Annotated in this window: 22 protein-coding genes; 7 read left to right on the top strand and 15 right to left on the bottom strand. The window is 75.1% G+C overall.

Annotated elements, in window-relative coordinates:
• Positions 1–33: 33 nt before the first annotated feature.
• A complete protein-coding gene (gene greA, locus INN71_RS03625) occupies positions 34–537 on the top strand; it encodes a transcription elongation factor GreA (protein WP_277500600.1) in 504 nt (167 codons plus the stop codon).
• 28 nt (positions 538–565) lie between these two features.
• Here the strand turns inward: greA and ilvA are convergent, their stop codons facing one another.
• From ilvA to INN71_RS03605, 4 genes are read right to left on the bottom strand one after another with little or no spacing between them, the layout of a single operon-like run.
• Positions 566–1783, bottom strand: a complete 1218-nt coding sequence (ilvA, locus tag INN71_RS03620; RefSeq protein WP_301799648.1) for a threonine ammonia-lyase — start codon at positions 1781–1783, stop codon at positions 566–568.
• A complete protein-coding gene (locus tag INN71_RS03615) occupies positions 1780–3201 on the bottom strand; it encodes an AI-2E family transporter (RefSeq protein ID WP_301799646.1) in 1422 nt (473 codons plus the stop codon). The genes ilvA and INN71_RS03615 overlap by 4 nt, the downstream gene beginning before the upstream one ends.
• Positions 3202–3210: 9 nt before the next feature.
• A complete protein-coding gene (locus INN71_RS03610) occupies positions 3211–4605 on the bottom strand; it encodes a glutamate mutase L (protein ID WP_301799643.1) in 1395 nt (464 codons plus the stop codon).
• A 10-nt stretch (positions 4606–4615) separates the two neighbouring features.
• The gene (locus tag INN71_RS03605; RefSeq protein WP_301799642.1) at positions 4616–5809 is read right to left on the bottom strand and encodes a cystathionine gamma-synthase; all 1194 of its coding nucleotides are present in this window, start codon (positions 5807–5809) and stop codon (positions 4616–4618) included.
• Positions 5810–5898: 89 nt separating this feature from the next.
• On the opposite strand from INN71_RS03605, the gene msrA reads away from it, so the two are divergent.
• The 3 genes from msrA to INN71_RS03590 are packed head-to-tail and all read left to right on the top strand — an operon-like array spanning position 5899 to position 8501.
• Positions 5899–6543, top strand: a complete 645-nt coding sequence (msrA, locus tag INN71_RS03600) for a peptide-methionine (S)-S-oxide reductase MsrA (protein ID WP_301799641.1) — start codon at positions 5899–5901, stop codon at positions 6541–6543.
• Between the two features lie 45 nt (positions 6544–6588).
• Positions 6589–8049, top strand: coding sequence for an AarF/ABC1/UbiB kinase family protein (locus tag INN71_RS03595; protein WP_301799639.1), 1461 nt, complete (start codon positions 6589–6591; stop codon positions 8047–8049).
• Positions 8050–8096: 47 nt separating this feature from the next.
• Positions 8097–8501 (top strand): DUF4259 domain-containing protein, encoded by a 405-nt coding sequence (locus tag INN71_RS03590; RefSeq protein WP_277500939.1) that lies wholly within the window; start codon positions 8097–8099, stop codon positions 8499–8501.
• 30 nt (positions 8502–8531) lie between these two features.
• Here INN71_RS03590 and INN71_RS03585 read toward each other — a convergent pair whose 3' ends face one another.
• The gene (locus INN71_RS03585; protein WP_277500938.1) at positions 8532–10652 is read right to left on the bottom strand and encodes a prolyl oligopeptidase family protein; all 2121 of its coding nucleotides are present in this window, start codon (positions 10650–10652) and stop codon (positions 8532–8534) included.
• Positions 10653–10689: 37 nt separating this feature from the next.
• Between INN71_RS03585 and INN71_RS03580 the strand changes: the two genes are divergently transcribed.
• The gene (locus INN71_RS03580; protein ID WP_277500937.1) at positions 10690–10986 is read left to right on the top strand and encodes a hypothetical protein; all 297 of its coding nucleotides are present in this window, start codon (positions 10690–10692) and stop codon (positions 10984–10986) included.
• A gap of 10 nt (positions 10987–10996) precedes the next feature.
• Here INN71_RS03580 and INN71_RS03575 read toward each other — a convergent pair whose 3' ends face one another.
• The 4 genes from INN71_RS03575 to INN71_RS03560 form a co-directional block, all read right to left on the bottom strand.
• A complete protein-coding gene (locus tag INN71_RS03575; protein WP_277500944.1) occupies positions 10997–11608 on the bottom strand; it encodes a DJ-1/PfpI family protein in 612 nt (203 codons plus the stop codon).
• A 104-nt stretch (positions 11609–11712) separates the two neighbouring features.
• The gene (locus tag INN71_RS03570; RefSeq protein ID WP_277500936.1) at positions 11713–13773 is read right to left on the bottom strand and encodes a VWA domain-containing protein; all 2061 of its coding nucleotides are present in this window, start codon (positions 13771–13773) and stop codon (positions 11713–11715) included.
• Positions 13774–13775: 2 nt separating this feature from the next.
• Complete coding sequence (locus INN71_RS03565; RefSeq protein ID WP_277500935.1) at positions 13776–15197, bottom strand: sigma 54-interacting transcriptional regulator; 1422 nt, start codon at positions 15195–15197, stop codon at positions 13776–13778.
• On the bottom strand, positions 15194–16702 hold the full coding sequence (locus INN71_RS03560; RefSeq protein WP_277500933.1) for an MFS transporter: 1509 nt from the start codon (positions 16700–16702) through the stop codon (positions 15194–15196). The genes INN71_RS03565 and INN71_RS03560 overlap by 4 nt, the downstream gene beginning before the upstream one ends.
• Before the next feature lie 162 nt (positions 16703–16864).
• Here INN71_RS03560 and INN71_RS03555 point away from each other — a divergent pair, with 162 nt between their 5' ends.
• Entirely contained in the window at positions 16865–17266 is a 402-nt protein-coding gene (locus INN71_RS03555; protein ID WP_277500932.1) for a YchJ family protein, read from the top strand.
• On the opposite strand, the gene INN71_RS03550 is transcribed toward INN71_RS03555, so the two are convergent.
• From INN71_RS03550 to INN71_RS03530, 5 genes are read right to left on the bottom strand one after another with little or no spacing between them, the layout of a single operon-like run.
• A complete protein-coding gene (locus INN71_RS03550) occupies positions 17236–17919 on the bottom strand; it encodes a YigZ family protein (protein ID WP_277500931.1) in 684 nt (227 codons plus the stop codon). The genes INN71_RS03555 and INN71_RS03550 overlap by 31 nt on opposite strands.
• Positions 17920–17926: 7 nt before the next feature.
• On the bottom strand, positions 17927–18976 hold the full coding sequence (locus tag INN71_RS03545; protein ID WP_277500930.1) for a YihY/virulence factor BrkB family protein: 1050 nt from the start codon (positions 18974–18976) through the stop codon (positions 17927–17929).
• Between the two features lie 41 nt (positions 18977–19017).
• Positions 19018–19803: a TSUP family transporter gene (locus INN71_RS03540; RefSeq protein WP_277500929.1), complete on the bottom strand. Its 786-nt coding sequence runs from the start codon at positions 19801–19803 to the stop codon at positions 19018–19020.
• Positions 19800–20453: a response regulator transcription factor gene (locus INN71_RS03535; RefSeq protein WP_277500928.1), complete on the bottom strand. Its 654-nt coding sequence runs from the start codon at positions 20451–20453 to the stop codon at positions 19800–19802. Before INN71_RS03535 ends, INN71_RS03540 begins: the two co-directional genes overlap by 4 nt.
• Positions 20450–21844 carry a cystathionine beta-synthase gene (locus INN71_RS03530; RefSeq protein WP_301799635.1) on the bottom strand — a complete coding sequence of 465 codons (1395 nt, stop codon included), beginning with the start codon at positions 21842–21844 and terminating at the stop codon, positions 20450–20452. The genes INN71_RS03535 and INN71_RS03530 overlap by 4 nt, the downstream gene beginning before the upstream one ends.
• Positions 21845–21893: 49 nt before the next feature.
• On the opposite strand from INN71_RS03530, the gene INN71_RS03525 reads away from it, so the two are divergent.
• On the top strand, positions 21894–23045 hold the full coding sequence (locus INN71_RS03525; RefSeq protein WP_301799634.1) for an SGNH/GDSL hydrolase family protein: 1152 nt from the start codon (positions 21894–21896) through the stop codon (positions 23043–23045).
• Positions 23046–23266: 221 nt separating this feature from the next.
• On the opposite strand, the gene INN71_RS03520 is transcribed toward INN71_RS03525, so the two are convergent.
• Complete coding sequence (locus tag INN71_RS03520; protein WP_277500925.1) at positions 23267–24133, bottom strand: Bax inhibitor-1/YccA family protein; 867 nt, start codon at positions 24131–24133, stop codon at positions 23267–23269.
• Between the last annotated feature and the right edge of the window lie 47 nt (positions 24134–24180).

The following is a 24180-nucleotide window of genomic DNA, read 5'->3' as shown; positions in this document are numbered from 1 at the left end:
ACGCCGCCCCGGCCGTGCTGCTAGGAGAGGTACATGACGCAGTCCAGCGACACCGATGTCATCTGGCTGACCGCCGAGGCCCACGCGAAGCTGGTGGCGGAGCTGGAGCACCTGAAGGGCCCCGGGCGCCAGGAGATCGTCGAGCGCATCTCCGCCGCCCGCGACGAGGGCGACCTGAAGGAGAACGGCGGCTACCACGCCGCCCGCGAGGAGCAGGGCAAGCTCGAGGGGCGCATCCGCCAGCTCGAGGACATGCTCGGCAAGGCCGAGGTCGGCGAGACGCCGGCCGACGACGGCATCGTGGAGCCCGGCATGAAGGTGACCTACAAGTTCGTCGGCGACGACGACGACGAGGCCGAGGAGTTCCTCCTGGGTGCCCGCGAGATCGAGCCCGAGGGACTGAAGGTCTACTCCCCGCAGTCCCCGCTCGGCTCCGCGATCATCGGCGCGAAGCGCGGCGACACGGTCAGCTACGAGGCGCCCAACGGCCGCAAGCTCAGCGTCGAGATCCTCGAGGCCGTGCCCTTCCAGGGCTGATCCGACGGCTGGCGACCCGTCGGGTCGCTCAGCCCACCACCACCCGACGGCCCTGCTCGCGCAACCTGGCGAGCAGGGCCTCGGCGTGCACGGGCCCGCGCGTCTCGACCTGGATGCGCACCTGGACCTCGTCGACGTGCAGCGTCGGGGAGATGCGCTCGTGGGCCACGTCGAGCACGTTGGCGCCGGCGTCGGCCAGCTCGGCGAGCAGCTGCGCCAGGCCGCCCGGGCTGTCGACGACGGTGACGCGCAGGAACAGGTACCGCCCCGCGGCCGCCATGCCGTGGCGGATCATCCGCCCGGTGAGCAGCGGGTCGATGTTGCCGCCCGACAGCACGGCCACGGCCGGCGTCGGGAACGCCCCCGGGTGCTCCAGCAGCGCGGCCACCGCGACCGCACCCGCCGGCTCGACCACCAGCTTGGCGCGCTCCATCAGCCCCACCAGCGCCCGCGAGATCCCCTCCTCGGAGACCGTGAGCACCTCGTCGACCTGCGTGCGCACGACCGCGAACGGCACCTGGCCGGGGCAGCCGACCGCGATGCCGTCGGCCATCGTCGCCATCTCCGCCACCGCCGTGGGCGCGCCCGCGCTCAGCGAACCCGGGAACGCGGCGGCCGTCTCGGCCTGCACCCCCACGACGCGCACGTCGGGGCGGTGCGCCTTCACCGCGACCGCGATGCCGGCCAGCAGGCCGCCCCCGCCGGTCGGGACGAGGATGCTCGCCGCCTCCGGCAGCTGCTCGAGCACCTCGAGGCCGCCGGTGCCCTGTCCCGCCACGATGTCCGGGTGGTCGAAGGGGTGGATGAGCACCGCGCCCGTGCGCTCGGCGTGCTCGCGCGCGGCGACGAGTGCGTCGTCGACGTAGCGGCCCGCGAAGACGACCTCCGCGCCGTACCCCCGGGTGGCCTTCTCCTTGGGGATCGGCGCCCCCTCCGGCATGTAGACCCGGGCGTGGATGCCCAGCAGCTGGGCGGCCAGAGCGACGCCCTGGGCGTGGTTGCCGGCCGACGCCGCCACGACCCCGGCCGCGCGCTCCTCGGCGCTGAGCCGGGCCATCCGCAGGTAGGCGCCGCGGATCTTGAACGACCCGGTGCGCTGCAGGTTCTCCGCCTTGAGCCACACCGGACCGCCGGCGGCCCCCGCGAGCCAGCGCGACGCCTCCATCGGCGTGCGCGTGACCACCGAGGACAGCACGTCGTGGGCGCGGCGCACGTCCTCGAGGGTGACCCCCGGGACGTCGCTCACCGGTCCGGCTCGTCGTCGGGGTGCCCGCCCACGGCCTCGAAGTCGCCGACGTTGCCCGGGTCCTCCGCCAGGTCCTCCCCCATGTCGCGCTCGTCGGCGGGGGGTGGTGCGGCCGTCTCGTCGGCCAGGTGGAGCACGACGGCGTTGACCGCGGCGGCCAGGGGCACGGCGATGAGGGCGCCCGCGATGCCGGCGACGAGCACACCGACGCCGATCGCGATGATGACGCCCAGCGGGTGCACGGACACGAACCGGCCCATGAGGAACGGCTGCAGGATGTGGCCCTCGATCTGCTGGACCAGGATGACGCCGCCGAGCATGAGCAGGGCGGTGAGCGGCCCCTGGGCGACGAGCGCGACGAGCACGGCCACCGAGCCCGCGACGGTGGCGCCGATCATCGGAACGAAGGCGCCGATGAAGACGAGGACGCCGATCGCCGCCACGAGCGGGACGTCGAGCACGGCCGCGACGATCATGATGCCGATGGCGTCGGCGAGCGCGACGATGACGGTGGCGCGCATGAACTGCGTCAGCGACACCCAGGCCACCCGACCCGAGCCGTCGATCTGCTCACGGGCCGCCTTGGGGGCGAGGCGCACGCACCACGACCAGATGCGGGCACCGTCGGCGAGGAAGAAGAACGACGCGAAGAGCACGATGAAGAAGCCGGCGAAGATGTGGGTCAGCGTCGTGCCCACCTCGGTCACCTGGCGCACGAGCTGCTGGTCCTGCCCGGCCTCCGTGATGTAGCCCTGCGCCTCCTGGATGTAGCCGTCGATCTGCGAGTCGCTCGCGTTGAGCGGGCCGTCCTTCAGCCAGGTGCGGACCTCGTCGAGGCCGACGACCACCTGGTCCGCCAGGTCGGACATGCCGTCCACCACCTGCTGGCTCACGAAGGTGAGGAGCAGCGCGACGAAGCCGATGCCGCCGACGACGACGACGGCGGCCGACAGCGCGGGCGGCACCCGCAGCCGGCGACCGAGGCGCACCACCGGGTTGCCGAGCGCCGTGATGAGCAGGGCGATGAGCAGCGGCAGCGTGACCACCCGGACGTGCCAGAACGCCCAGACCAGGACGGCGCCGGCGGCGACGATGACGAGGAAGCGCCACGCCCACGCCGCCGCGAGGTCGAGGCCCCACGGCACCTGCGCCCGGGCCAGGTTCGACCGGCCGCCCTGGATCGGGAGGGGCTCGGCGCCGACGGGGCGGCGCTCGGCGCGGGCGATGGCCCACTGCGTCACGACCTGCTGGACGAGGCGGTCACGCTCCCGCTCCTCCTCGCGGTCCTCGTCCGTGCCGTCGTCGGCGTCGCGGCCGCGGCGCGCCACGAGCGTCGCGAGGCGCCGGCGGAGCTCCCCCGTCTCGACGGGGTCGTCCCCCGGGCCCGAGCCCTCGGGCCCCTTCCTGTCCGCGTCCACGGCGCCACGTTACCGAGCGGCACCCCCGGTCAGGGCGGTGACCAGCGCGCGCGCCGCGGCCGGGTGGTCGGCGGCCAGCAGCCCGGCGGCAGCCAGCACGTACGCCGTGTCGACCGCGACGCGCGGCGCCCGCGGCAGCCGCCAGGCGGTGGGGTCCGCCGTACCCGCCGCAGTGGCCGCGGCCAGCAGGCCGGCCGCGGCGTCCGCGGGGGCGTGGCGGAGCACCCCGCCGGAGCCGACGAGCAGGTCGACGGCGCGCAGGTCGGTGCCGCCCCGCGGGCCCGGCTCGGCGGCCCGGGCCCGCCCGGCGTGCCGACGGGCGGCCGTGACGACCGCGGCGCGGGCCAGGGCGAGGTCCTCGGCCCGCTCCTGGGGGGTGGTGGCGACGAGCCCCGGCTCGGCGGTACGGCGGGCTGCCGCCGCCTCGAGCGCGGGGTCGTCCAGCCCGGCGGCCTCGACGACCCCGGCGGCGGACCACCGCACGCCCAGGTCGGCCTCGACCGTGCGGGTCGCGCGGGTGGTGGCGACGACGTCGCGCCCGGCGGCCTCGGGGTCGGGCTCGACGACGGAGTAGACGTCGGTGGTCGCGCCGCCGACGTCGACCACGACGACGTCGCCGTGCACGGCGGCCAGCACCTCCACGCCGGACAGCACGACGTCGGGGGTGGCGCCGCGCAGCAGCTCGCCCAGACCCGGCCGGCGCGACAGCTCCTTGCCCCCGATGACGTGGGCCAGGAACAGCTCGCGCACGGCGGCGCGTGCCCCCGCCGGGGCCAGCTCGCCGATGCGCGGCACCACGTTGGCGGCGGTGCGCAGCGGCACGCCGGCCGCGGCCAGCACCGCGGCGGCGGCGGGCTGTGCGGCGACGTCCCCGGCCACGACGACGGGGCCCCGCCAGCCGCCCGCGACGAGCGCCGTGGCCCCGGCGACCAGCGGCTCGGGGTTGCCGCCGTCGGTGCCGCCGACGAGCAGCACGACGTCGGGCCGCGCCGCGAGCGCGGGCGCGACGTCGGGCCCGCCCGCAAGGCCCGGTGCGTCGGCCAGCGCGTGCACCGCGACGACCCGGCCGCCGCTGGACAGGGCCACGCGGCGCCCGGTCTCGGCCGTCACCAGCGCCTCGTTGCCGACGACCGCGATCCGCAGCCCTCCCCCGGCCGACGAGCACGCGTGCTGCTCGAGCCGTCCCTCGCCCAGCGCGACGCGGGCGTCGGGACGTGCGGCGAGCAGGGCGGCGAGGCAGGCGTCGTACCCGTCGAGGAGGTCGGCCTCGGGGCCGGTCGGCCCGGGAAGCGTGGTCGGGTGCGCGGCCGTGGCCAGCACCCGCCCCGTGTCGGGACCCTCGAGTCCGACGAGCAGCGCCTTGGTCCAGGTCGAGCCCAGGTCGGCGCAGACCGCGAGCCTCACGGACGCGGCCTCACCGGGTGGTGCGGGCCAGGGCCTCGTCGAGGTCGGCGACGAGGTCGGCGCCGGTCTCGATGCCGACGCTGAGCCGCACGAGGTCCCCCGGCACCTCGAGGTCCGTGCCGGCGACCGAGGCGTGCGTCATGCGGCCCGGGTGCTCGATCAGCGACTCCACCCCGCCCAGCGACTCCCCGAGGGTGAACAGCTCGGTCGCGGCGCACAGGTCCAGCGCCGCCTGCTCGCCGGCCTTCAGGCGGAACGACACGATCCCGCCGAAGCGGCGCATCTGCCGCGCGGCGACCGCGTGGCCGGGGTGCGACTCCAGGCCCGGGTAGATGACCTGCTCGACCGCCGGGTGGGCGTCGAGGTGGGCCGCGACGAGCTCGGCGTTGTCGCAGTGCCGCTCCATGCGCAGCGCGAGGGTGCGCAGGCCGCGCAGCACCAGCCAGGAGTCGAACGGCCCGGCGACGCCGCCGATGGAGTTCTGGAAGAAGGCGAGCTGCTCGGCGACCTCGAGGTCGCGCACGACGAGCGCGCCGCCGACCACGTCGGAGTGGCCGCCGGCGTACTTCGTCGTCGAGTGCACCACGACGTCGGCGCCCAGCGTCAGCGGCTGCTGCAGGTAGGACGAGGCGAAGGTGTTGTCGACGACGAGCAGCGCGCCCGCGTCGTGGGCGACGCCCGCGAGGGCCTCGATGTCGCCGATGGTCAGCAGCGGGTTGGTGGGCGTCTCGACCCACACGAGCTTCGTGGTGCCGGGACGGATCGCGGCGCGCACGGCGTCGACGTCCGCGACGGGCGCCGGGGTGTGCTCGAGGCCCCACGGCCGGGCGACCTTGTCGACGAGGCGGTAGGTGCCGCCGTACGCGTCGTCGGGGATGACGACGTGGTCCCCGGGGCGGGTGAGCGCCCGGATGAGGGTGTCCTCCGCGGCGAGGCCGGAGGCGAACGCGAAGCCGCGCTCGCCCTCCTCCAGCGCCGCGATGTTCGCCTCGAGCGCGGTGCGCGTCGGGTTGCCCGAGCGGCTGTACTCGTAGCCGCCCCGCATGCCGCCGACGCCGTCCTGCTTGTAGGTCGACGTGGCGTAGATCGGCGGGATGACCGCCCCCGTCGTCGGGTCGGGCTCGTAGCCCGCGTGGATCGCGCGCGTCTCGAAGCCGTGCTTGCCCTGCTGGCCGTGCCCCTGCGGGGTCTGCTCGCTGCTCACCCCGGCGAGCCTACGCGGGCGGGAAGGCTCGGGGCCCGCGCGGTGTTGGGCACCATGGACGACGACGTCGAGACCACTTGGAGGACCCCGTGTTCGGATCCCGCAGCAAGAGCACCCTGCCCACCGCCGACGAGGCGCTGAAGGGGCGCAGCGAGCCCTGGTTCACCCTCGGCGAGCACGTCGTGCTGGGCACCCCGGTCGTCACCGACGACGTCCCCGACGGTCTCGAGGTCGCGATCTTCGGCCTCGGCTGCTTCTGGGGCGCCGAGGAGGTCTACTGGGGCAAGGACGGCGTCTTCTCCACGTCGGTCGGGTACGCCGGTGGGCACACGCCGCACCCGTCGTACGAGGAGGTCTGCTCCGGCCGCACCGGCCACACCGAGGCCGTCCGGATCGTGTTCGACCCCGCCCGGATCTCCTACGCCGACCTGGTGAAGGCGTTCTTCGAGGTCCACGACCCGACGCAGGGCATGCGGCAGGGCAACGACGTGGGCACGCAGTACCGCTCGGCGATCTACTTCACCACCCCCGAGCAGGAGGCCACCGCGCGCGAGCTGACCGAGGTGTACGCCGCGGAGCTGCGCCGCCAGCGCCTCGGCGACGTGACCACCGAGATCGCGCCCGCCGCGGAGTACTACTACGCCGAGCCCGCCCACCAGCAGTACCTGGCGAAGAACCCGTTCGGCTACCGCTGCCACGCCAACACCGGCGTGCGGTTCCCGGCGACGGCCTGACGCGGGTCCCGGGCCCGTGACCGGTCGTGGGGGACGATGGACGACGTGAGCCAGCCCCCCGAGCCCCGCGACCGGGGCGAGCGTCCCGAGAGCCCCGACCCCGTCCAGCGCGACGGGCGCCGGGGCCTCCCGCGCCGCACCGCCGCACGCACGGCCCGGCTCGCGGCGCTGCCGCTGGGGTACGCCGGCCGCAGCGCCGTGGGCCTGGGCAAGCGCATCGGTGGTCGCCCCGCCGAGCTCGTGACCGCGGAGATCCAGCAGCGCACCGCGGAGCAGGTGTTCCGCACGCTGGGCCAGCTCAAGGGCGGGGCGCTGAAGTTCGGCCAGATGCTGTCCGTGCTCGAGGCGGCGCTGCCGGAGGAGTCGATGGCGGCCTACCGCACCGAGCTCACGCGGCTGCAGGACGCGGCCCCGCCGATGCCCACCCACCAGGTGCGGGAGGTGCTCGACGCCGAGCTGGGCGCCGCGGGCATCGCGTGGCGACGCCACCTCGTGTGGTTCGACGGCGGGCCCACCGCCGCGGCGTCCATCGGCCAGGTGCACCGCGGTCGCTGGCGCGACGACCCCGACGACCCCGCCACCGAGCGCGAGGTCGCCGTCAAGGTGCAGTACCCGGGTGCCGGGGAGGCCATCGCCTCCGACCTGCGCCAGCTCTCCCGCCTGGCGCGGACCCTCGCCCCGCTCCTGCCGGGCATCGACGTGCGCGCCCTCGTCACCGAGCTGCAGGACCGGATGGCCGAGGAGCTCGACTACCGCCTGGAGGCGGAGGCGCAGGCGGCGTTCGCGGCGGCGTACCGCGACGACGACGAGTACGTCGTGCCCGACGTCGTCGCCCACACCGAGAAGGTGCTCGTCACCGAGTGGCTCGACAGCCCCGGCTCCATCGCCGGGACGATCGCCGACGGCACCCCCGAGGAGCGGGACCACTACGGCCAGCTGTTCGCCCGCTTCCTCTTCGACGGCCCGCGGCGCACGGGCCTGCTCCACGCCGACCCGCACCCGGGCAACTTCCGGGTGCTGCCCACCGCCGACGGCGCCCCCGGGCGCCTGGGCGTGCTCGACTTCGGCGCGGTCGCGCGGCTGCCCGAGGGCGGCATGCCGGAGGCGATGGGGCGGCTGCTGCGCGTAGCCGGCCGCTCCGACCGCGACGGGCTCGAGGCCGGCCTGCGCGCCGAGGGGTTCATCCGCGACAAGGTCCGCGTCGACCCCGACCTGCTGCTGACCTTCCTCGCCCCGTTCGTGGAGCCGACGATGGTCGACGACTACCGCTTCACGCGGGAGTGGCTGCGCGAGCAGTACGAGCGGCTGAGCGACCCCCGCGACCCCGTCGCGGCGGTGGGGCTGCGCCTCAACCTGCCCCCGTCGTACCTGCTCATCCACCGCACGTGGCTCGCCGCCGTCGGCGTGCTGTGCCAGCTCGAGGCGCAGGCGCCGTTCCGCCGCATCCTCGAGGAGTCGCTGCCGGGGTTCGCGGAACCCGGCGCCGGGCCCGACCCGCAGGTGTGAACCGCGGGGCGTGACCCGGACGGCGGCCGTGTGCCAGAGTTCCGCGCATGGGCACCTGGGGGCTGGGCCCCTTCGACAACGACGGAGCGGCGGACCTCCTCGGGGAGATCGAGGACGGGACGTTCTCCTTCGACGCCATCGAGTGGGCGTTCGACGGTGACTACCTCGACGCCGACGGCGGCGAGTTCGCCGTCGCGCTCGTCGAGCTGGCCCTCGTCGCGCTCGAGGCCCACGACCCGTCGGAGGAGGTCGCCGACCTCGACCTCACGGCCTTCGCGGCCCTCCTGACCCCCGAGCGGCTCGCCTGGCTGGTGCGGCAGGGCGAGCGGGCGCTCGCCGGCACCGAGGCCTCCGAGCTGCACGAGCTGTGGGCCGAGGCGGGCGAGGACGAGCTCGAGGCGTGGCGCGCGGCCACCCGCACCAGCCTCTCGGAGCTGCGCGAGCTCACCTGAGGTCCGCCCGCGCCCGAGCACGCCCGGCCCTCAGCCGCGCTCGGGTGCCCCCGCGAGACCGAGCCGGTCGGCCAGGAACTCCCACTCCAGCGCCGCCTTCGTGGCCGCCTGCGCGTTGGTCGACGCGCCGCCGTGGCCGCCCTCGACGTTCTCCCAGTAGGTGACGTCCGCGCCCACCTCCTCCAGCCGCGCCGCCGTCTTGCGGGCGTGGCCCGGGTGCACCCGGTCGTCGCGGGTCGAGGTGGTGAGCAGCACGGCCGGGTACGTCGTGCCCTCCGCCACCCGGTGGTAGGCGGAGATCTGCTCGACGAACGGGCGGTCCGCCGGGTCGTCGGGGTCGCCGTACTCGGCCATCCAGGAGGCGCCGGCCAGCAGGTGCGGGTAGCGCAGCATGTCGAGCAGCGGCACGGTGCAGACGACGGCGGCGACCAGGTCGGGGTAGCGCACCAGCACGTTGCCGACCAGCAGCCCGCCGTTCGAGCCGCCCATGATGCCGAGCCGGTCGCGGGTGGTGAGCCCGGTGGCGACGAGGTCGCGCGCCACCGCTGCGAAGTCCTCGTAGGCGCGGTGGCGGTTCTCGCGCAGCGCCGCCTGGTGCCACGCGGGGCCGTACTCGCCGCCGCCGCGGATGTTCGCCACGACGTACGCGCCGCCGCGGGCCAGCCACGCCCGCCCGACCCCGCCGGAGTAGCCGGGCGTCAGCGAGACCTCGAACCCGCCGTAGCCGTACAGGACCGTCGGGACGGGCGCGTCGCCGGCGAGCGCGGCGTGCGGGGCGACGACGAAGTAGGGGATCCGCGTGCCGTCGTCGGAGGTGGCGAAGCGCTGCGTGACGGTGTGGGTCGAGGCGTCGAAGCGCGCCGGGCTCGCCTTGAGCGGGGTGGGCTCCCCCGGCGCCCCGCTCGCGCCGAGGTCGACGAGCGCGAGGGTGGGAGGCGTCAGGTAGCCGCTCACGTCGAGCCACGCGAGGTCGCCGTCGGGGCCGTCGTCGGTCGCGTCGACCGCGCGCACGCCCACGGAGGAGTACGGCGGGAGCCCCGCCAGGTCGTGGCGCTCCCAGGCCTCGCCCGGTGCGGTCGGCGGGGTCAGCACCTCGACGCGGTGCACGACGTCCTCCAGCTGCACGAGCACGAGGCGGTGGCGGGTGCGGGTCCAGCCGGCCAGGGAGCGCGTGGCGGTCGGGGTGAAGAGCGCGACCAGGTCCCGCTCGCCCCCCAGCCAGGCGTCGAGGTCGGCGACCAGCAGGGACCCGCTGGGGTACGTCGGCCCGCCCGCCGCCGGTGTCCACTCCTCGCGCAGGTGGACGAGGAGGTGCTCGCGCCACACGGCGGGCTCGGCGGAGTCGGGGACGTCGATGCGCACCAGGGTGTCGTCGTCGCCCAGCAGGTGGGTCTCGGAGGTGTAGAACCCCATCATCCGGTGCACGAACGCGCGCTCGTGGCCGGGCGTCGCGTCGTACCCGACGCCCACCGCCATGTCGTCGACCGCGCCCTCGTGCACGACGGGCGCGTCGGCGAGCGGGGTGCCGCGTCGCCAGCGGCGGGCGATCCGCGGGTAGCCGGAGGTGGTGAGCGAGCCGGGGCCCGTGTCGGTGGCGACGAGGAGGGTGTCGGCGTCGACCCACGCGACGCCGCCCTTGCCCTCGGGCCGCACGAAGCCGCCGTCCTCGGGCGCGATGAACGTGCGGGTGTCGAGGTCGAGCTCGCGGGTGGTGTCGGCGTCGGAGCCGCCGCGCGACAGCGTGACGAGTGCGCGGCGGTGGGCCAGGGGGCCGACGCGCAGCACCTGGGCACCGTGCCAGACCCACTTCTCGTCCTCGGCCTCGCCGAGCGCGTCGAGGTCGAGCAGGACGTCCCACTCCGGGGTGTCGGTGCGGTACGACGCGAGCGTCGTGCGGCGCCACAGCCCCCGCTCGTGGGCGGCGTCGCGCCAGACGTTGTAGTACCAGTCCCCCGCCTTGCCGACGAGCGGGATGCGGTCGTCGGCGTCGAGCACACCGAGCACGGCGTCGCGGGTCGCGGTGAAGCCGGGCAGGGCGCCCAGCGTGGCCTCGGCGCCGGCGTTGCGCTCGGCCACCCAGGCCAGCGCGTCGTCGCCGGTGACCTCCTCGAGCCAGAGGAACGGGTCGTGGTCGGCGGTCGGCGTCGTCACGGGCCGACCCTACGGGGCGCCCGCCTATCCTCGGCGCGTGCTGTTCTCCCGCCAGCTCGGCCACCCGCCGTGGACCCGGCGCACCGTGACCCGGTGGACGCTCGCGACCGCCCTGGCCGTCGTCGCGGCGGTGGCGCTGCGCGGCGCCTCCGACACCGTCGCCGGCGTGGCGCTGCTGGTCGCCGTCGGCTGCGGGGCCATGACGCTGTACGGCGTGCTCGACCGACTCGTCGCCCGCCGCGCGCCCGCCCATCCGGGGCAGCCGGGGCGGGCCCGGCGGTCGGGGCGGCGCTCGCGCCCCGACGCTCCCGCCCGGTCGTCACCACTCCCCTGACACGCCGCGCTCAGCCGGCCGCGGTCTCCTGCCACGCGTAGTCCATCTGCCGCGCGGTGGCCTCGGCGAGCGCGCGTCCGGCCAGCACCTCGACGAGGTGGAGCGCGAGGTCGATGCCGGCGGAGATGCCCGCGGAGGTGAGGACGTCCCCGTCGCGGACCCAGCGCCGGTCCTCGACCACGTCGAGGGCGGGCCAGCGGCGGCGGAGGTCGGGCACGTCCTCCCAGTGCGTCGTCACGGTCTGGTCCACGAGGACCCCGGCTTCGGCCAGCACGAACGCGCCGGTGCAGACCGACGCGACGAGGGGTGTCGCCGCTGCCCGCTCCCGCACCCAGGCGACGACCTCGGCGTCCGCCTCCACGGCGTCGGTGACGCCGCCCGGCACGAGCAGCAGGTCGAGCGCGGGCGCGTCGGCCAGCGCCACGTCCACCCCGAGCCGCAGCCCCGCGCGCGCCCGCACGGGCCGCGACGCGTCCGCGGCGACCAGCAGCACCTCGAAGGGTGGGGCCTCCTCGCGGACGTCCCCGCGTCGTGCGGCGACCCGCGCCGCGGTCGTGAACACCTCGTACGGCCCGCACGCGTCGAGCACCTCGACGTCGTCGAACACCAGGATCCCGATCATCACGACGCCGATCGTCGCGGCTCGAGCGCGACGCCACGAGGGCTCCGACCGTCAGCCTCCGTCGACTTCCGGCCAGGCGTCTCCGGCCAGCCGCGTCAGCCGCGTCAGCCCGCCCAGGACCCCCGGCCGCCCCAGCCCCCGAGGTCGCCGAACCCGCCGTCGTACCCGCCCCCGCCGCCCCCGCCGTACGGCGAGCGGCCCGAGCGGTCCCCCAGGTAGGAGCCGACGACGGCGGCACCGAGGTCGTCGAGCTCGGGCGCGACGACCCGGCCGCCGGCGCGGCGCGCCAGGGAGTCGAGGAAGCGGGCCAGGCCCGGGTCCTCGCCCAGCCGGAAGAACGTCGTCTGCGTGCCGAGCCGCACCACGCTGTCGAGCTCCGCCACGGTCCGCGCCAGCGTCAGCGGGTGGGGCGGGTAGTCGAAGAACACGTCGCCACCGCGCTCGAGGTGGGCGGTCGGCTCGCCGTCGGTGACGACGAGGAGCACCGGCTGCATGCCGGGGTGGCGGCGGAAGTGGCGCTGCGCGAGCAGGAGCCCGTGGTGCAGGTTCGTGCCCTTCTGCCACATCGCGTCGAGGCCGGTGAGCTGCTCGATCTGCAGGGTCTCCGCGTGCCGGCCGAAGCCGATGAGCTCCAGCCGGTCGCCCCGGAACCGCGTCGAGATCAGCTGGTGCAGGGCCAGCGCGGTGCGCTTCATCGGCACCCACCGGCCGTCCATCGCCATCGAGAACGACGTGTCCACCAGCAGCGCCACCGCCGCCTGGGTGCGCTGCTCCGACTCGGTCACCTCGACGTCGCCGATCTCCAGCCGCACCCCGCGCGCCCCCGCGGGCCGCCCACCGGCGGCGACCTCGCGGCGTACGGCGTTGAGCACCGTGCGCGGCAGGTCCCAGGGCTCGGTGTCGCCGAACGCCCACTCGCGGGTGCCGCCCGTCGCGTCGGCCGAGCCGCCGCCGGAGCGCATCTCGCGCGCACCCTGCCGGCCCGAGAGCCGCTGGGAGACGTCGCGCAGCAGCGCCTTGCCGAGCTGGCGCATCGCCTGCGGCGACAGGCGCAGCTGCCCGTCGGACCCGCGCTGGAGGTAGCCCGACGAGCGCAGCGCCCGCTCGAGCTCGGCCAGCGTGCGCGCGTCCACGGCGGCGTCGTCGCCGACCTGGCGGGCCAGCGCGTCGAGGTCGACGTCGTCGAGCCGCGCGCCGGGGTGGGACTGCGCCAGCTGCTCGGCCAGCGCGTCGAGCTCCGCCAGGTCCTGCAGCGCCCCGGTGCCGTCGCCGAGCCCGAGCCCCTCGGAGCCGCCGAACTGCTCCGACCCGCCCCAGTCCTCGCCCGGGCGCAGGCCCTGGAGGTTGGCGTCGAGCCGGGAGAGCTCGTCGAGCAGCGCGGGCGACCCGAAGGCCTGCGCGGAGAGCTCCATCAGCTCGGCGCGCTGCTCGGGCGTCATCGAGTTCAGCATCCGCTGCGCCGCCGCGGCGCGCTGGGCCATCGCGTCGACCAGCTCCTCGACGCTCTGGGGATCCTCCGGGAAGTACGCGCCGTGCTCCGCCATGAAGTCGCGAAAGTCCTGCTCGGTGTCCTCGCCGCGGGCGTGCTTCTCCAGCAGGGCGTTGAGGTCGGTGAGCATCGCCGCGATCGCGGCGCGGTCGGCGTCGCTGGCGCCCTCGAGGGCCTGCTTCATGCCGGCGAAGCGCTGGTCGAGCAGCTCGCGGCCCAGCAGGTCCTTGATCTGCTCGTAGGTCTCGCGGGCCTCGCTGGACGCCCAGTCGTAGGAGGCGAGCTCGCTGACCGCCGCCGCCGTCGACGGCGACAGGTTCTCCAGCTGCATCTCGCGCAGGGTGCGGTCGGCGTCGTCCATCGTCACGTCGCGCGCGAGCTGCCCGCGCTCGGCGAGCACCGCCCGCTCGAGCAGCTCGGTGACCTCGCGCAGCGTGCCGTCGAGGTCGTGGCGGGCGAGCAGCTCGCGCCGCTTCTCCGCCACGCGCCGCATCAGGTCGTCGAGGCCCTGCTGGTCGCGGGTGCCGCGGCGCAGGAGCTCGCGCATCGCGCGCTCCGGCGAGTAGCCGGCCATCACGTCCTCGCCGATGGCGTCGAGCGCCTCGGCGAGGTCGACGGGCGGCGCCAGCGGGTCCCCGCCGGCGTACCGCTGGTAGCGCGAGCCCCGCGTGGCCACGGCTACTCCACCCCGTACGTCGTGCGCCCGGTGTCCTGCTCCTTGCCGACCTTGCGCGCGAGGAACAGGCCCTCCAGGGCGAGCTCGATGGCGCTCGCGCGCTGGCCCGGTGTGGTGGCGCCGAGGCGCTCGGCGAGCACGTCGTACAGGTCCGACTCGCCCGCGCCGCTCGGCGGCAGCGGGGGCAGCCCGTCGAGCAGCTCGCCCGCAGTGACCTGCTCGCCCGTCGTGATGGAGGCGCCCGCCTCCAACGCGTCGACGAGGGCGGCGAGGTCGACGCCGCGCAGGTACCGGCGCACGGCCTCGGCGGTCGCGGTGCGCAGGAGGTGGTCGAGCACCGCCCGCTCGCGCCCCTCCTCGCCCGACTCGAACTCGACCTTGCCGCCGAGCACGTCGACGGCGGTCTCCAGGTCGACGACGCGAGCCACGGCCTCGTCCTCGCCGCGCCGGGTGGCGCGGTGCAGCGCGGCCGCCGCGATGGTCTCGGCACCGGCGATCGCGAAGCGCGCGGAGACGCCCGAGCGCTGGTCCACCGACGACGAGCCGCGCAGCGCGCGCGTGAAGCGGGCAAGGATCTCGAGCAGGTGGGCCGGCACGTCGGCGACGAGGTCGGCCTCCTGACGGATCACCGCGACCTCGTCGTCGAGCTCGGTCGGGTAGTGCGTGCGGATCTCCGCGCCGAAGCGGTCCTTCAGCGGCGTGATGATGCGACCACGGTTCGTGTAGTCCTCCGGGTTGGCGGACGCGACGACGAGCACGTCGAGGTCGAGGCGCACGACGTAGCCGCGCACCTGCACGTCGCGCTCCTCCATCACGTTGAGCATCGCGACCTGGATGCGCTCGGCGAGGTCGGGCAGCTCGTTGATCGCGACGATGCCGCGGTGGCTGCGCGGCACCAGGCCGAAGTGGATGGTCTCGGGGTCGCCCAGCAGGCGGCCCTCGGCGACCTTCATCGGGTCGACGTCGCCGATGAGGTCCGCCACCGACGTGTCCGGTGTCGCCAGCTTCTCGGCGTACCGCTCGCTGCGGTGGCGCCACGCGACCGGCAGCGCGTCCCCCAGCTCGGCGGCCAGGCGGCGCGACGCGGGCGTGACGGGCTCGAGGGGGTCCTCCCCCAGCTCGGAGCCGGCGATGACGGGCTGCCACTCGTCGAGCAGGCCGACGAGGGTGCGCAGGAGCCGGGTCTTGCCCTGGCCGCGCTCGCCCAGCAGCACCACGTCGTGGCCGGCGATGAGCGCCCGCTCGAGCTGCGGCAGCACGGTGTCCTGCAGGCCGTGCAGCCCGGGCCAGGGGTCCTCGCCGGCGGCGAGGCGGGCCAGCAGGTTGTCCCTGATCTCGGCCTTGACCGTGCGCGGCGCGTAGCCGGTCGCGCGGAGCTCGCCGAGGGTCGCCGCGGTCGGCGGCGGGGTGGGGGGTGGGGTCACGCCCCCACGCTAGACCCGGGCGCAAGCACCGGGGAGGCGGGCTGCGAGGCCACGACGGGGGCGGTACGGCGACGCTCACCGGGGGTGCGCTGGTCCGGGATCGCGCACGCGGCGAGGGCGGCCAGGAGCATGCCGCCGGCCAGCAGCGCGAAGCCGATGACGTAGCCGTCGACCGTCGGCAGGCCGCCGGCACCGACGTGCGCGGTCACGATGCCGGCCATCACGGCGGAGCCGATCGAGCCGCCGATCGTGCGGATGTTGGCGTTCATGCCGGACGCGACGCCGGTCTGGTGCGCGGGCACGGAGGCGATGACCACGCCGGCGATCGAGGCGAACACCAGGCCGCTCCCGAGGCCCTGCACGGTCATGGCGGCGACGATCTGCCACACCTCGTCGTGCCACACCGCGATCGATCCGAACGCGGCGGCCGACAGCAGCGTGCCCGTCACGATGACCACGCGGGCGCCCACCCGGCGCACCAGGTACGCCGTCACGAAGCCGACCAGGAAGCTCATCACGGCCGAGGGAAGCAGGATGCGGCCCGACTCGGTGATGCTGGCGCCGAACCCGTAGCCCGCGCCGTCGGGGGTCTGCAGGAACTGCGGGAGGAAGCCGAAGCTGGAGAACATGCCGAACCCGACGAAGGCGCCCACGAGGTTCGTCGTCCACACCCCGCGCCGGCGCATCATCACCATGTCGACCATCGGCACCCGCACCCGGCTCTCCACGACGACCCACGTCACGACGAGCACGACCGCGGCGACGAGCAGGCCGACGACGAGCGGCGAGCCCCAGCCCCACTCGTTGCCCCGGCTGACCGCCAGCAGGAGCGGCACCAGCCACCCGGCGAGCAGCACGGCGGGGCCCAGCGGCAGCCGGGTGCGCTCCTGCACCGGCGACTCGGGCACGAGCAGGGCGGTGGCCAGCGCGGCGATCGCCGTGGCGATCCCCGGCAGCCAGAAGAGCCAGTGGTAGCCGAACGCGTCGACGATCGGGCCCGCGACGACGATGCCGACGCCGAACCCGACGGAGGCCAGCGAGGCGATGACGCTGAGGGCCGTGGCCCGGCTGCGCCCGGGGAACTCGTCGCGGATGATGCCGAACGACAGCGGCAGCACGCCACCGCCCGCGCCCTGCAGCACCCGGGCGAGGATCAGCACGTGGATGTCGGTCGCCAGCGCGGCCAGCACCGAGCCGGCGGTGAGCGCGCCCATCGTGACGACGAGCATCTTCTGCTTGCCCACCACGTCGCCGATGCGGCCCAGCAGCGGGGTGAAGATCGAGGCCGACAGCAGGTACGCCGTCAGCACCCACGTCGCGGTCGACGTGTCCGTCTCCATCTCCACGGCGATGAGGCCGAGCACCGGCACCACCATCGACTGCAGGAGCGTGAAGGCCGACACCGCGACGGCCAGCACGGCGAAGGTCACGGCCCAGTGCCCGCGGACCCGGCGTCCCCCGGCCGGACGGTCCTGCGTCCCCTCGACCACGGGTCCCCCGGTCACGCTCGTCTCGTCCGCCACGCCAGCCCTCTCGTCCGTCGACCACCCACCACAGGACGGTTGCAGATCGCAACCATTAGCCCGGGCAACCTTATTCCCGGGTTCCCGACGGGACCAGTCGCCGCAGGTGAGCGGCACCACCCGCGGACCAGCTAGCGTCGCCGCGTGGACCTCGCCCGCCCCTGCCCGTGCGGCCTGCCCGCGACGTACGACGCCTGCTGCGGCCGGCTGCTACGCGGCGCCGCCGTCGCGACGACGGCCGAGGAGCTGATGCGCTCGCGCTACACCGCGCACGTGATCGGCGGGCGCGAGGGCGCCGACCACCTCTTCCGCAGCTGGCACCCCCGCACGCGGCCCGACGACGTGACGCCGGACCCGGCGACGACGTGGACCGGGCTCGAGGTGCTCGAGGCGGTGGCCGGCGGGGCCGACGACACCGACGGCGTCGTCGCGTTCGCCGCCCACCACGCCGGACCGGGCGGCGCCGGGGTGCTGCGCGAGCGCAGCCGGTTCACCCGACGGGCGGGGCGCTGGGTCTACGTGGACGGGGACGTCGAGGCCGGCTGACCCGCGGCGCGCTCGACCGGCCCGTCCACCCACGACTCCCCCACCACGACCGGCCGCACCGCGCCGGCGCTCGACTCCCCGACCAGGCGCTCCAGGGTCGCGACCTCGTCGTCGGGCACGCCGACGCGCAGCACGACACCCGCGCCGTACCCCGCGTCGAGCACGGCGACCCCGCGCGAGCGCAGGTCGCTCTCGAGGCGGCCGGCCGCGCCGTGGTCGACGGCCAGCTCCAGCTCGACCAGCCGCGAGCGCCGGCGCAGCCCGGCCGCCTCGACGCCGGCCCGGGCCGCGTCGCCGTACGCCCGCACGAGGCCGCCGGCCCCGAGCAGCACCCCGCCGAACCAGCGCGAGACGACGAGCGTGACGTCACCGACCTCCCGGCCGCGCAGCACGTCCAGCACCGGCGCCCCCGCCGTGCCCGCCGGCTCGCCGTCGTCGGAGGCCCGCTGCACCGACCCGCTCGCGCCCCACGGGCCCAGGGCGAGGGCCGAGCAGTGGTGGCGCGCGTCGGGGTGGCGCCGGCGCAGCCCGTCGACGACGGCGCGCGCCTCGTCCTCGCTCGCCGTGCGCCGCACGGTGGCGAGGAAGCGGGAGCGGCGCACCTCGAGCACTGCCTCGCCGTCCCCGGCGGGCACGAGGTACGACGTGCTCACCCCGCCCTCACGCGTCGGACCGGCCGGCGCCCTCGATGTCCCTCGTGCTGCGGGTGTCGTCGCCGACCGCGTCCTCGGGAGTGCCGGGGTCGACCTTCTCGAAGCTGACCGTCACGGTCTCGAAGCCCTTGTGGCGCTGCGCGCGGGCGTACGCCGTGTAGGCCCGCTTGTCGGCATCGGTCAGGTCCACCGCGTCGGTGAACGGGGTGAGCAGCGCGCGCGGGTAGAGCCTGCGCGCCAGCACGACGTTCACCTCGATGGCCAGCACCACCACGATCGAGGCGACGTAGATGAGGCCCATGAGGCCGAGCACCAGGCCGAAGGTCTGGTTCATCGACGACGTGCGTCCCAGCACGTGGGTGACGTAGGCGGATCCGGCGTACTGCAGGAGGTGCCAGGTCGCGGCGGCGAGGAGACCGCCCGGCAGGGCCGCCCACAGGCTGTGGCTGCGGGCCGCGGAGAGGCGGAAGAGCACGCTCAGCACGACGCCGGTCGCCAGGATCGTGGCGAGGCTGATGAGCGCGCGCCCCAGCAGGCCGAACGCCCCGAGCAGCTCGGTGTTGTTGCCGATCACCGACACCGACGTCACGGCGAGCACCGACAGGCCGCCCACGAGGAGCAGCAGCAGGCTCTTGAACCGCAGGAGGAACGGGTTGGGGCGGCTGTTGCGCGGCACCGCCCACGCGATGTGCATCGCGTTCTGCAGCGCCAGGCCGAGGCCCATCGAGCCGTAGAGGGCGGCGACCGAGCCGACGACGATCGCGGTCACCGAGCCCTGCACGCCCTCGGGCCGGCCGAGCTGGTCGCCGATGATCGGGAAGTTGCTGAGGGCGGAGTTCAGCACGTCCTCGCGCAGGTCGGGCTGGCCCTGCAGCACGAACCCGAGGATCGACGTGGCGAGCAGCAGCAGCGGGAAGATCCCGAGGAACGCGTAGAACGAGATGATGGCGGCCAGGTAGGCGCCCTGGTCGTCGCCGTACTTGTAGATGACGGCGATGGGCACCGACAACGGCGGGAAGCGCCGCTGGAAGCGGTCGATACCCCCGGCGATGGCCACCGGGAGAATCTAGCGGGCCGTCCCTCGCCCCGACTCCCGCCTCAGCCCCAGAGGCCGAGCAGCTCGCCCCCGATGCGCACGGCGAACCCGCCCACGACGAGCACGAAGAAGACGCGCACGAAGCCCGACCCCCGGCTCACCGCGGTGCGGGCACCGAGGTAGCTGCCGAGCACGTTCGCCACCCCGACGACCAGCCCGGTGCCCCACAGCACCGCACCCTGGGGCACGAAGACGGCGAGCGCCGCGACGTTGGTGGCCCAGTTCGCGAGACGGGCGTTGGCGGAGGCGCTGAGGAAGTCGTAGCCGAGCAGGCCCACCAGCGCCAGCACGAAGAACGACCCCGTGCCGGGCCCCAGCGCGCCGTCGTAGAACCCGACGACGAGCCCGGTGAGGGCCGCCGCCACGACGTGGGCACGCCGGTCGAGGCGCAGCTCGGTGACCGTGCCCAGGTCGGGGCGCAGCAGCACGTAGGCGCCGACCCCCAGCAGCACCACGAGGATGATCGGCTCGAAGGCCGCACGCGGGATGAGCGAGGCCACCCCCGCGCCGCCCAGCGAGCCCGCGAACGCCGTCAGCATGAGGGGGCCGAACGTGCCGACCTCGGGCCGCACCCGCCGGAAGTACGTCGTGGCGCTCACCGTCACGCCGAGCGCCGACGCCAGCTTGTTGGTCGCCAGCACCTCGACCGGCGACGCCGTCGGCAGCGCCAGCAGCAGGCTCGGCAGCTGCACCAGCCCGCCGCCGCCCACGACCGCGTCGACGTAGCCGGCGACGAGCCCGGCGAGCAGCAGGAGGAGCAGGACCTCGGTGTCGATCCCCGCGATCACGAGCCGGCCGTGCGGCTGCGGGCGACCGCGGGTCCGAACCCGTGGTCGAGCGCCCAGAGCACCGCCTGGCTGCGCCGGTTCACGCCCGCCTTGCGGTAGGCGTGGCGCAGGTAGGTCTTGACGGAGTTGATGCTGAGGTGGAGGGCCGCGGCGATCTCGGTGTTGCTGCGCCCGGCCGCGAGCAGGGCCAGCACCTCCGACTCCCGCTCGGTCAGCCCGTGCTCCATCCCGGGCCAGCCGCGGGCCCGCAGCGGGCGCGACGCCGTCCCGGCCGGCACGACGCCCGGCACCGCGCCGGCACGCACCCGCTCGAGCAGGTCGACGAGCTCCTCGGCGCCGACCGACTTCGGCACGCAGGCCACCGCGCCCCAGGTCAGCGCCTCCGCGCGCACCTCGTCGCGGTCGTCCCACGTGTAGGCGACGACGGGGGTGCCGGGCTCGGCGACGTCCTCGAGGCGGACCCCGCCCCACGGCTGCGCGAACGTGTCGAACAGGACCACGTCGGCGTCCGCGCCGACGCGCTCGCCGGCCGCCGCCTCCACGATGCGCACCTGCGCGTCGTACGGCTCGAGCAGGCGCACGAGCCCCGCCACCACGACCTCGTAGTCGTTGACGAGGGCGAGGCGCAGCGGTCCGGGGCCTCGGCTCATCCGCGGGCCAGGTGGGCGAGCAGGTCCTGCCGCGTCACGACGCCGACGGGCTTGCCGTCCTCGTGGACGAGCAGGGCGTCGGCGGAGCCGAGCGCCTCGACCGCGTCCGCCGCGGACGCCGAGGCACCGATGGTCGGCAGGGCCGGCGACATGTGGTCCTCGACCTGGTCGGTGAGGCGGGCCGAGCCGGTGAAGAGGGCGTCGAGCAGGTCGCGCTCGGAGACCGAGCCCGCGACCTCGGCCGCGACCACCGGGGGCTCGGCGCGGACCACGGGCATCTGGGACACGCCGTACTCCTGCAGGATGTGGACCGCCTCGGCGATCGTCTCCGCCGGGTGGGTGTGCACGAGGTCGGGCAGCGAGCCGCTCTTGGCGCGCAGCACCTCGCCGACCGTGCGGTCGGACGCGGCGGCCAGGAAGCCGTACTGCCCCAGCCACGCGTCGTTGAACACCTTCGTCAGGTAGCCGCGCCCCGAGTCGGGCAGGAGCACGACGATGACGGCGTCCTTCCCCTCCGGCGTGCCCTCGAGCTCGTGCGCGAGCTGGACGGCGGCGAAGGCGGCCATGCCGGAGGAGCCGCCGACGAGCATCGCCTCCTCGCGGGCGAGCCGGCGGGTGAAGGCGAACGAGTCGGCGTCGGAGACCTCGATGATGCGGTCCGCGATCTCGCGGTCGTAGGTGTCGGGCCAGAAGTCCTCGCCCACGCCCTCGACGAGGTAGGGCCGGCCGGTGCCGCCGGAGTAGACCGAGCCGGCCGGGTCGGCCCCGATGACCTGCACGTCCGGGTTGCGCTCCTTGAGGTAGCGCCCGGTGCCGGAGATGGTGCCGCCGGTGCCGACGCCCGCCACGAAGTGGGTGATGCGGCCCTCGGTCTGCGCCCAGATCTCCGGGCCGGTGGTCTCGTAGTGCGAGCGCGGGTTGTGGACGTTGGCGTACTGGTTCGGCTTCCACGCGCCCGGCTCGGAGGCGAGGCGGTCGGAGACGTTGTAGTAGGAGTCGGGGTGCTCCGGCGCCACGGCGGTCGGGCAGACGACGACCTCGGCGCCGTACGCGCGGAGCACGTTGCGCTTGTCCTCGCTGACCTTGTCGGGGCAGACGAACACGCAGCGGTAGCCCCGCTGCTGCGCGACCATCGCGAGGCCCACGCCGGTGTTGCCCGAGGTGGGCTCGACGATCGTGCCGCCCGGCTGCAGCTCGCCGGAGGCCTCGGCCGCGTCGATCATGCGCGTCGCGATGCGGTCCTTCACCGAGCCGCCCGGGTTGAGGTACTCGACCTTGGCCAGCACGAGCGGGCCGGAGCCGGGGGTGGCGGCGGGCCGGTCGAGGACGCGGGAGAGCTGCACCAGCGGGGTGTCGCCGATGAGCTCGAGCAAGGAGGTGACGAACTGCATGGGGGCAATCTAGCCCCCGGCGCGGCGCGGCGGTCCGTAGAGTGTCGGGGTGGGAAGAGCAGCAGCAGCCAGGAAGCTCGCGGCCGCCGCTGCCTACGGCGGAGGAGGGCTCTCCGTCGTCGGTGCGGGGCTCTACGGGCTCCTCCGCTTCGAGGCGACCGTGGCGCGGAGGACGATCGGCGACCCCCGGGAGGACCCGCCCCCGGACTCCACCGGCTGGTACGGCCGCGGCCGCCCCGGGCCCGCCTACAAGGTCGTGATCCTCGGTGACTCCCTCGCCGCCGGCTACGGCGTCGAGAGCGTCGAGCAGACCCCCGGCGCCCTGCTGGCCTCGGGCCTCGCCGTGCACGCCGACCGGCGGGTCTACCTGCGCACGCTGGCCGTCGTCGGCGCCCTGTCGAGCGACCTCGCGCCCCAGGTGGACCGCGCCCTGCCCGTCGAGCCCGACGTGGCCGTCATCGTCGTGGGCGGCAACGACGTGACGCACACCGTGAAGCCGTCGGAGTCGGTGCAGCACCTCGCCGAGGCGGTACGGCGCTTCCGTGCCGCCGGGTGCGAGGTCGTCGTGGGCACGTGCCCGGACCTGGGCACCGTCAAGCCCGTCCCGCCGCCGCTCAAGCAGATCGCGCGCTCCTGGTCGCGCCGCCTCGCGGCGGGCCAGACGATCGCGGTCGTCGAGGAGGACGGCCGCACCGTGTCGCTCGGCTCCGTGCTCGGTCCCGAGTTCGAGGCGGCCCCGGCGCTGCTCTTCGGGCCCGACCAGTTCCACCCCTCGGCCCACGGCTACGAGCAGATGGCGGCGTCCCTGCTGCCCTCGATGCTCGCCGCCCTGGGCCAGCTGCCCGAGGACGAGCGGCTGCCCGAGGCGTTCCGCGGCGAGCGGGTGCTGCCCATCGCCCAGGCCGCCATCGAGGCCGTGCGCACGCCGGGCACCGAGCTCGGCGGCACCGAGGTGGCGGGCAACCGCCGCGGCGTCCGCGGGCGCTGGGTCGAGCTGCGCCACCGCCGCCGCCGCCCGGGCACCGACACCGTCGGCCCCGAGTCGGCCGAGGACCACGCGCCGCCCGCCGCTCCGCACCTCACCGCCGTCGAGGGCGGTGGCGGTGCGGCCGCTCCTGGTGAGGCCGGTGCTGGTGAGGCCGGTGCTGGTGGCGCCGGCGGGGGCCTCGGCGACAGCGGGACGACCGCCACCGGCTCCTGACGCCCGCCCCGGTGTAACGCGGTGTCCGAGCTACTGGAGACGCGGTCTGCGCCCGCACCAGTGGCGCTGGCACCGCACCAGACGCCGGGGGGGTACGCCGGGCGGCGCACCCGGGCCGGCGCGACCCGGGAGATGCGACCCGGGAACACGGAACGGCGCCGCCCCCCGAGGGGGACGGCGCCGTTCGCGTCGAGCGGTGCTGCGGGTGCTACCGGTGCCGGTCAGTCCTGGCTGAAGATCGCCAGCAGGCGCAGCAGGTTGGTGTAGATCCAGACCAGGCTGACCGTCATCGCGAACGCGGCGCGCCACGACTCGCGCTCGTCGAGCCCGGCGGCGATGCCCTGCTCCACGAAGTCGAAGTCGAGGATCAGCATGAAGACACCGAGCACGAGACCGACGATCGCCATCACCGTGCCGAGGCCCCCGAAGCCGAACAGGCCGATCTGGGCGCCGAACAGGCCGAGCACGAGCTCCATCAGGCCGAGGCCGACCATGCCGAACATGGCGGCGACGACGAAGATGCGGAACTTGTCGCCGACGCGGATGTTCAGCACCTTGTAGGCCGCCAGCGTGCCCGCGAAGGCCGCGAACGTGCCGATGACGGCGCCCATGACGACACCGCCGCCGAACATGCCGTTGAACATCTTGCTCAGCGCGCCGAGCGCGACACCCTCGGCCACGGCGAACGCCATGACGAGCGCGGGGCTCACGAGCCGCTTGAACGAGTTGACCATCGAGAGGCCGAACGCCGCGAGGGCGCCGAGGCCGGCGAGCGCACCGAGCGCGCCCATCGCGTCGGTGTTGGTCGTCGTGATGTCGGGCGTCAGGATCCACGTCGCCATCGCCGCGAGGATCACGGTGCCGACCGAGAACGCCGTCTTCTGCACGACGGTGTCGATCGTCATCCGGCCCGAGGCGGGGGCAGGCGCGGTGGCACGGGACATGTCCCACGACGCCGGGTCACCGTAGCCGTAGGGCTGGCCCTGGGGCTGGCCGTAGCCGACGCCGCCGGCATACGTCGGGGTGCCGTTGGCGCGCGACCCGTTGAACTCGGCCGAACGCCTGAACACCGGGTTGTTGCTCTGCATGGGACTCACTCCTCCTGAGGTGCGGGCCCGTCATGCTACGGGCTCGT

Origin of the sequence: Nocardioides sp. ChNu-153 (assembly GCF_030466625.1) — a bacterium.
Lineage (GTDB): Bacteria > Actinomycetota > Actinomycetes > Propionibacteriales > Nocardioidaceae > Nocardioides.
This window is presented reverse-complemented; position numbering and strand designations above follow the sequence as displayed.

Coding starts and splice junctions, on each gene's coding strand:
- INN71_RS03575 (WP_277500944.1), bottom strand. CDS start 11,608: ATGATCGGGATCCTGGTGTTCGACGACGTCGAGGTGCTCGACGCGTGC.
- INN71_RS03535 (WP_277500928.1), bottom strand. CDS start 20,453: ATGAGCCGAGGCCCCGGACCGCTGCGCCTCGCCCTCGTCAACGACTAC.
- INN71_RS03530 (WP_301799635.1), bottom strand. CDS start 21,844: ATGCAGTTCGTCACCTCCTTGCTCGAGCTCATCGGCGACACCCCGCTG.
- INN71_RS03590 (WP_277500939.1), top strand. CDS start 8,097: ATGGGCACCTGGGGGCTGGGCCCCTTCGACAACGACGGAGCGGCGGAC.
- greA (WP_277500600.1), top strand. CDS start 34: ATGACGCAGTCCAGCGACACCGATGTCATCTGGCTGACCGCCGAGGCC.
- INN71_RS03520 (WP_277500925.1), bottom strand. CDS start 24,133: ATGCAGAGCAACAACCCGGTGTTCAGGCGTTCGGCCGAGTTCAACGGG.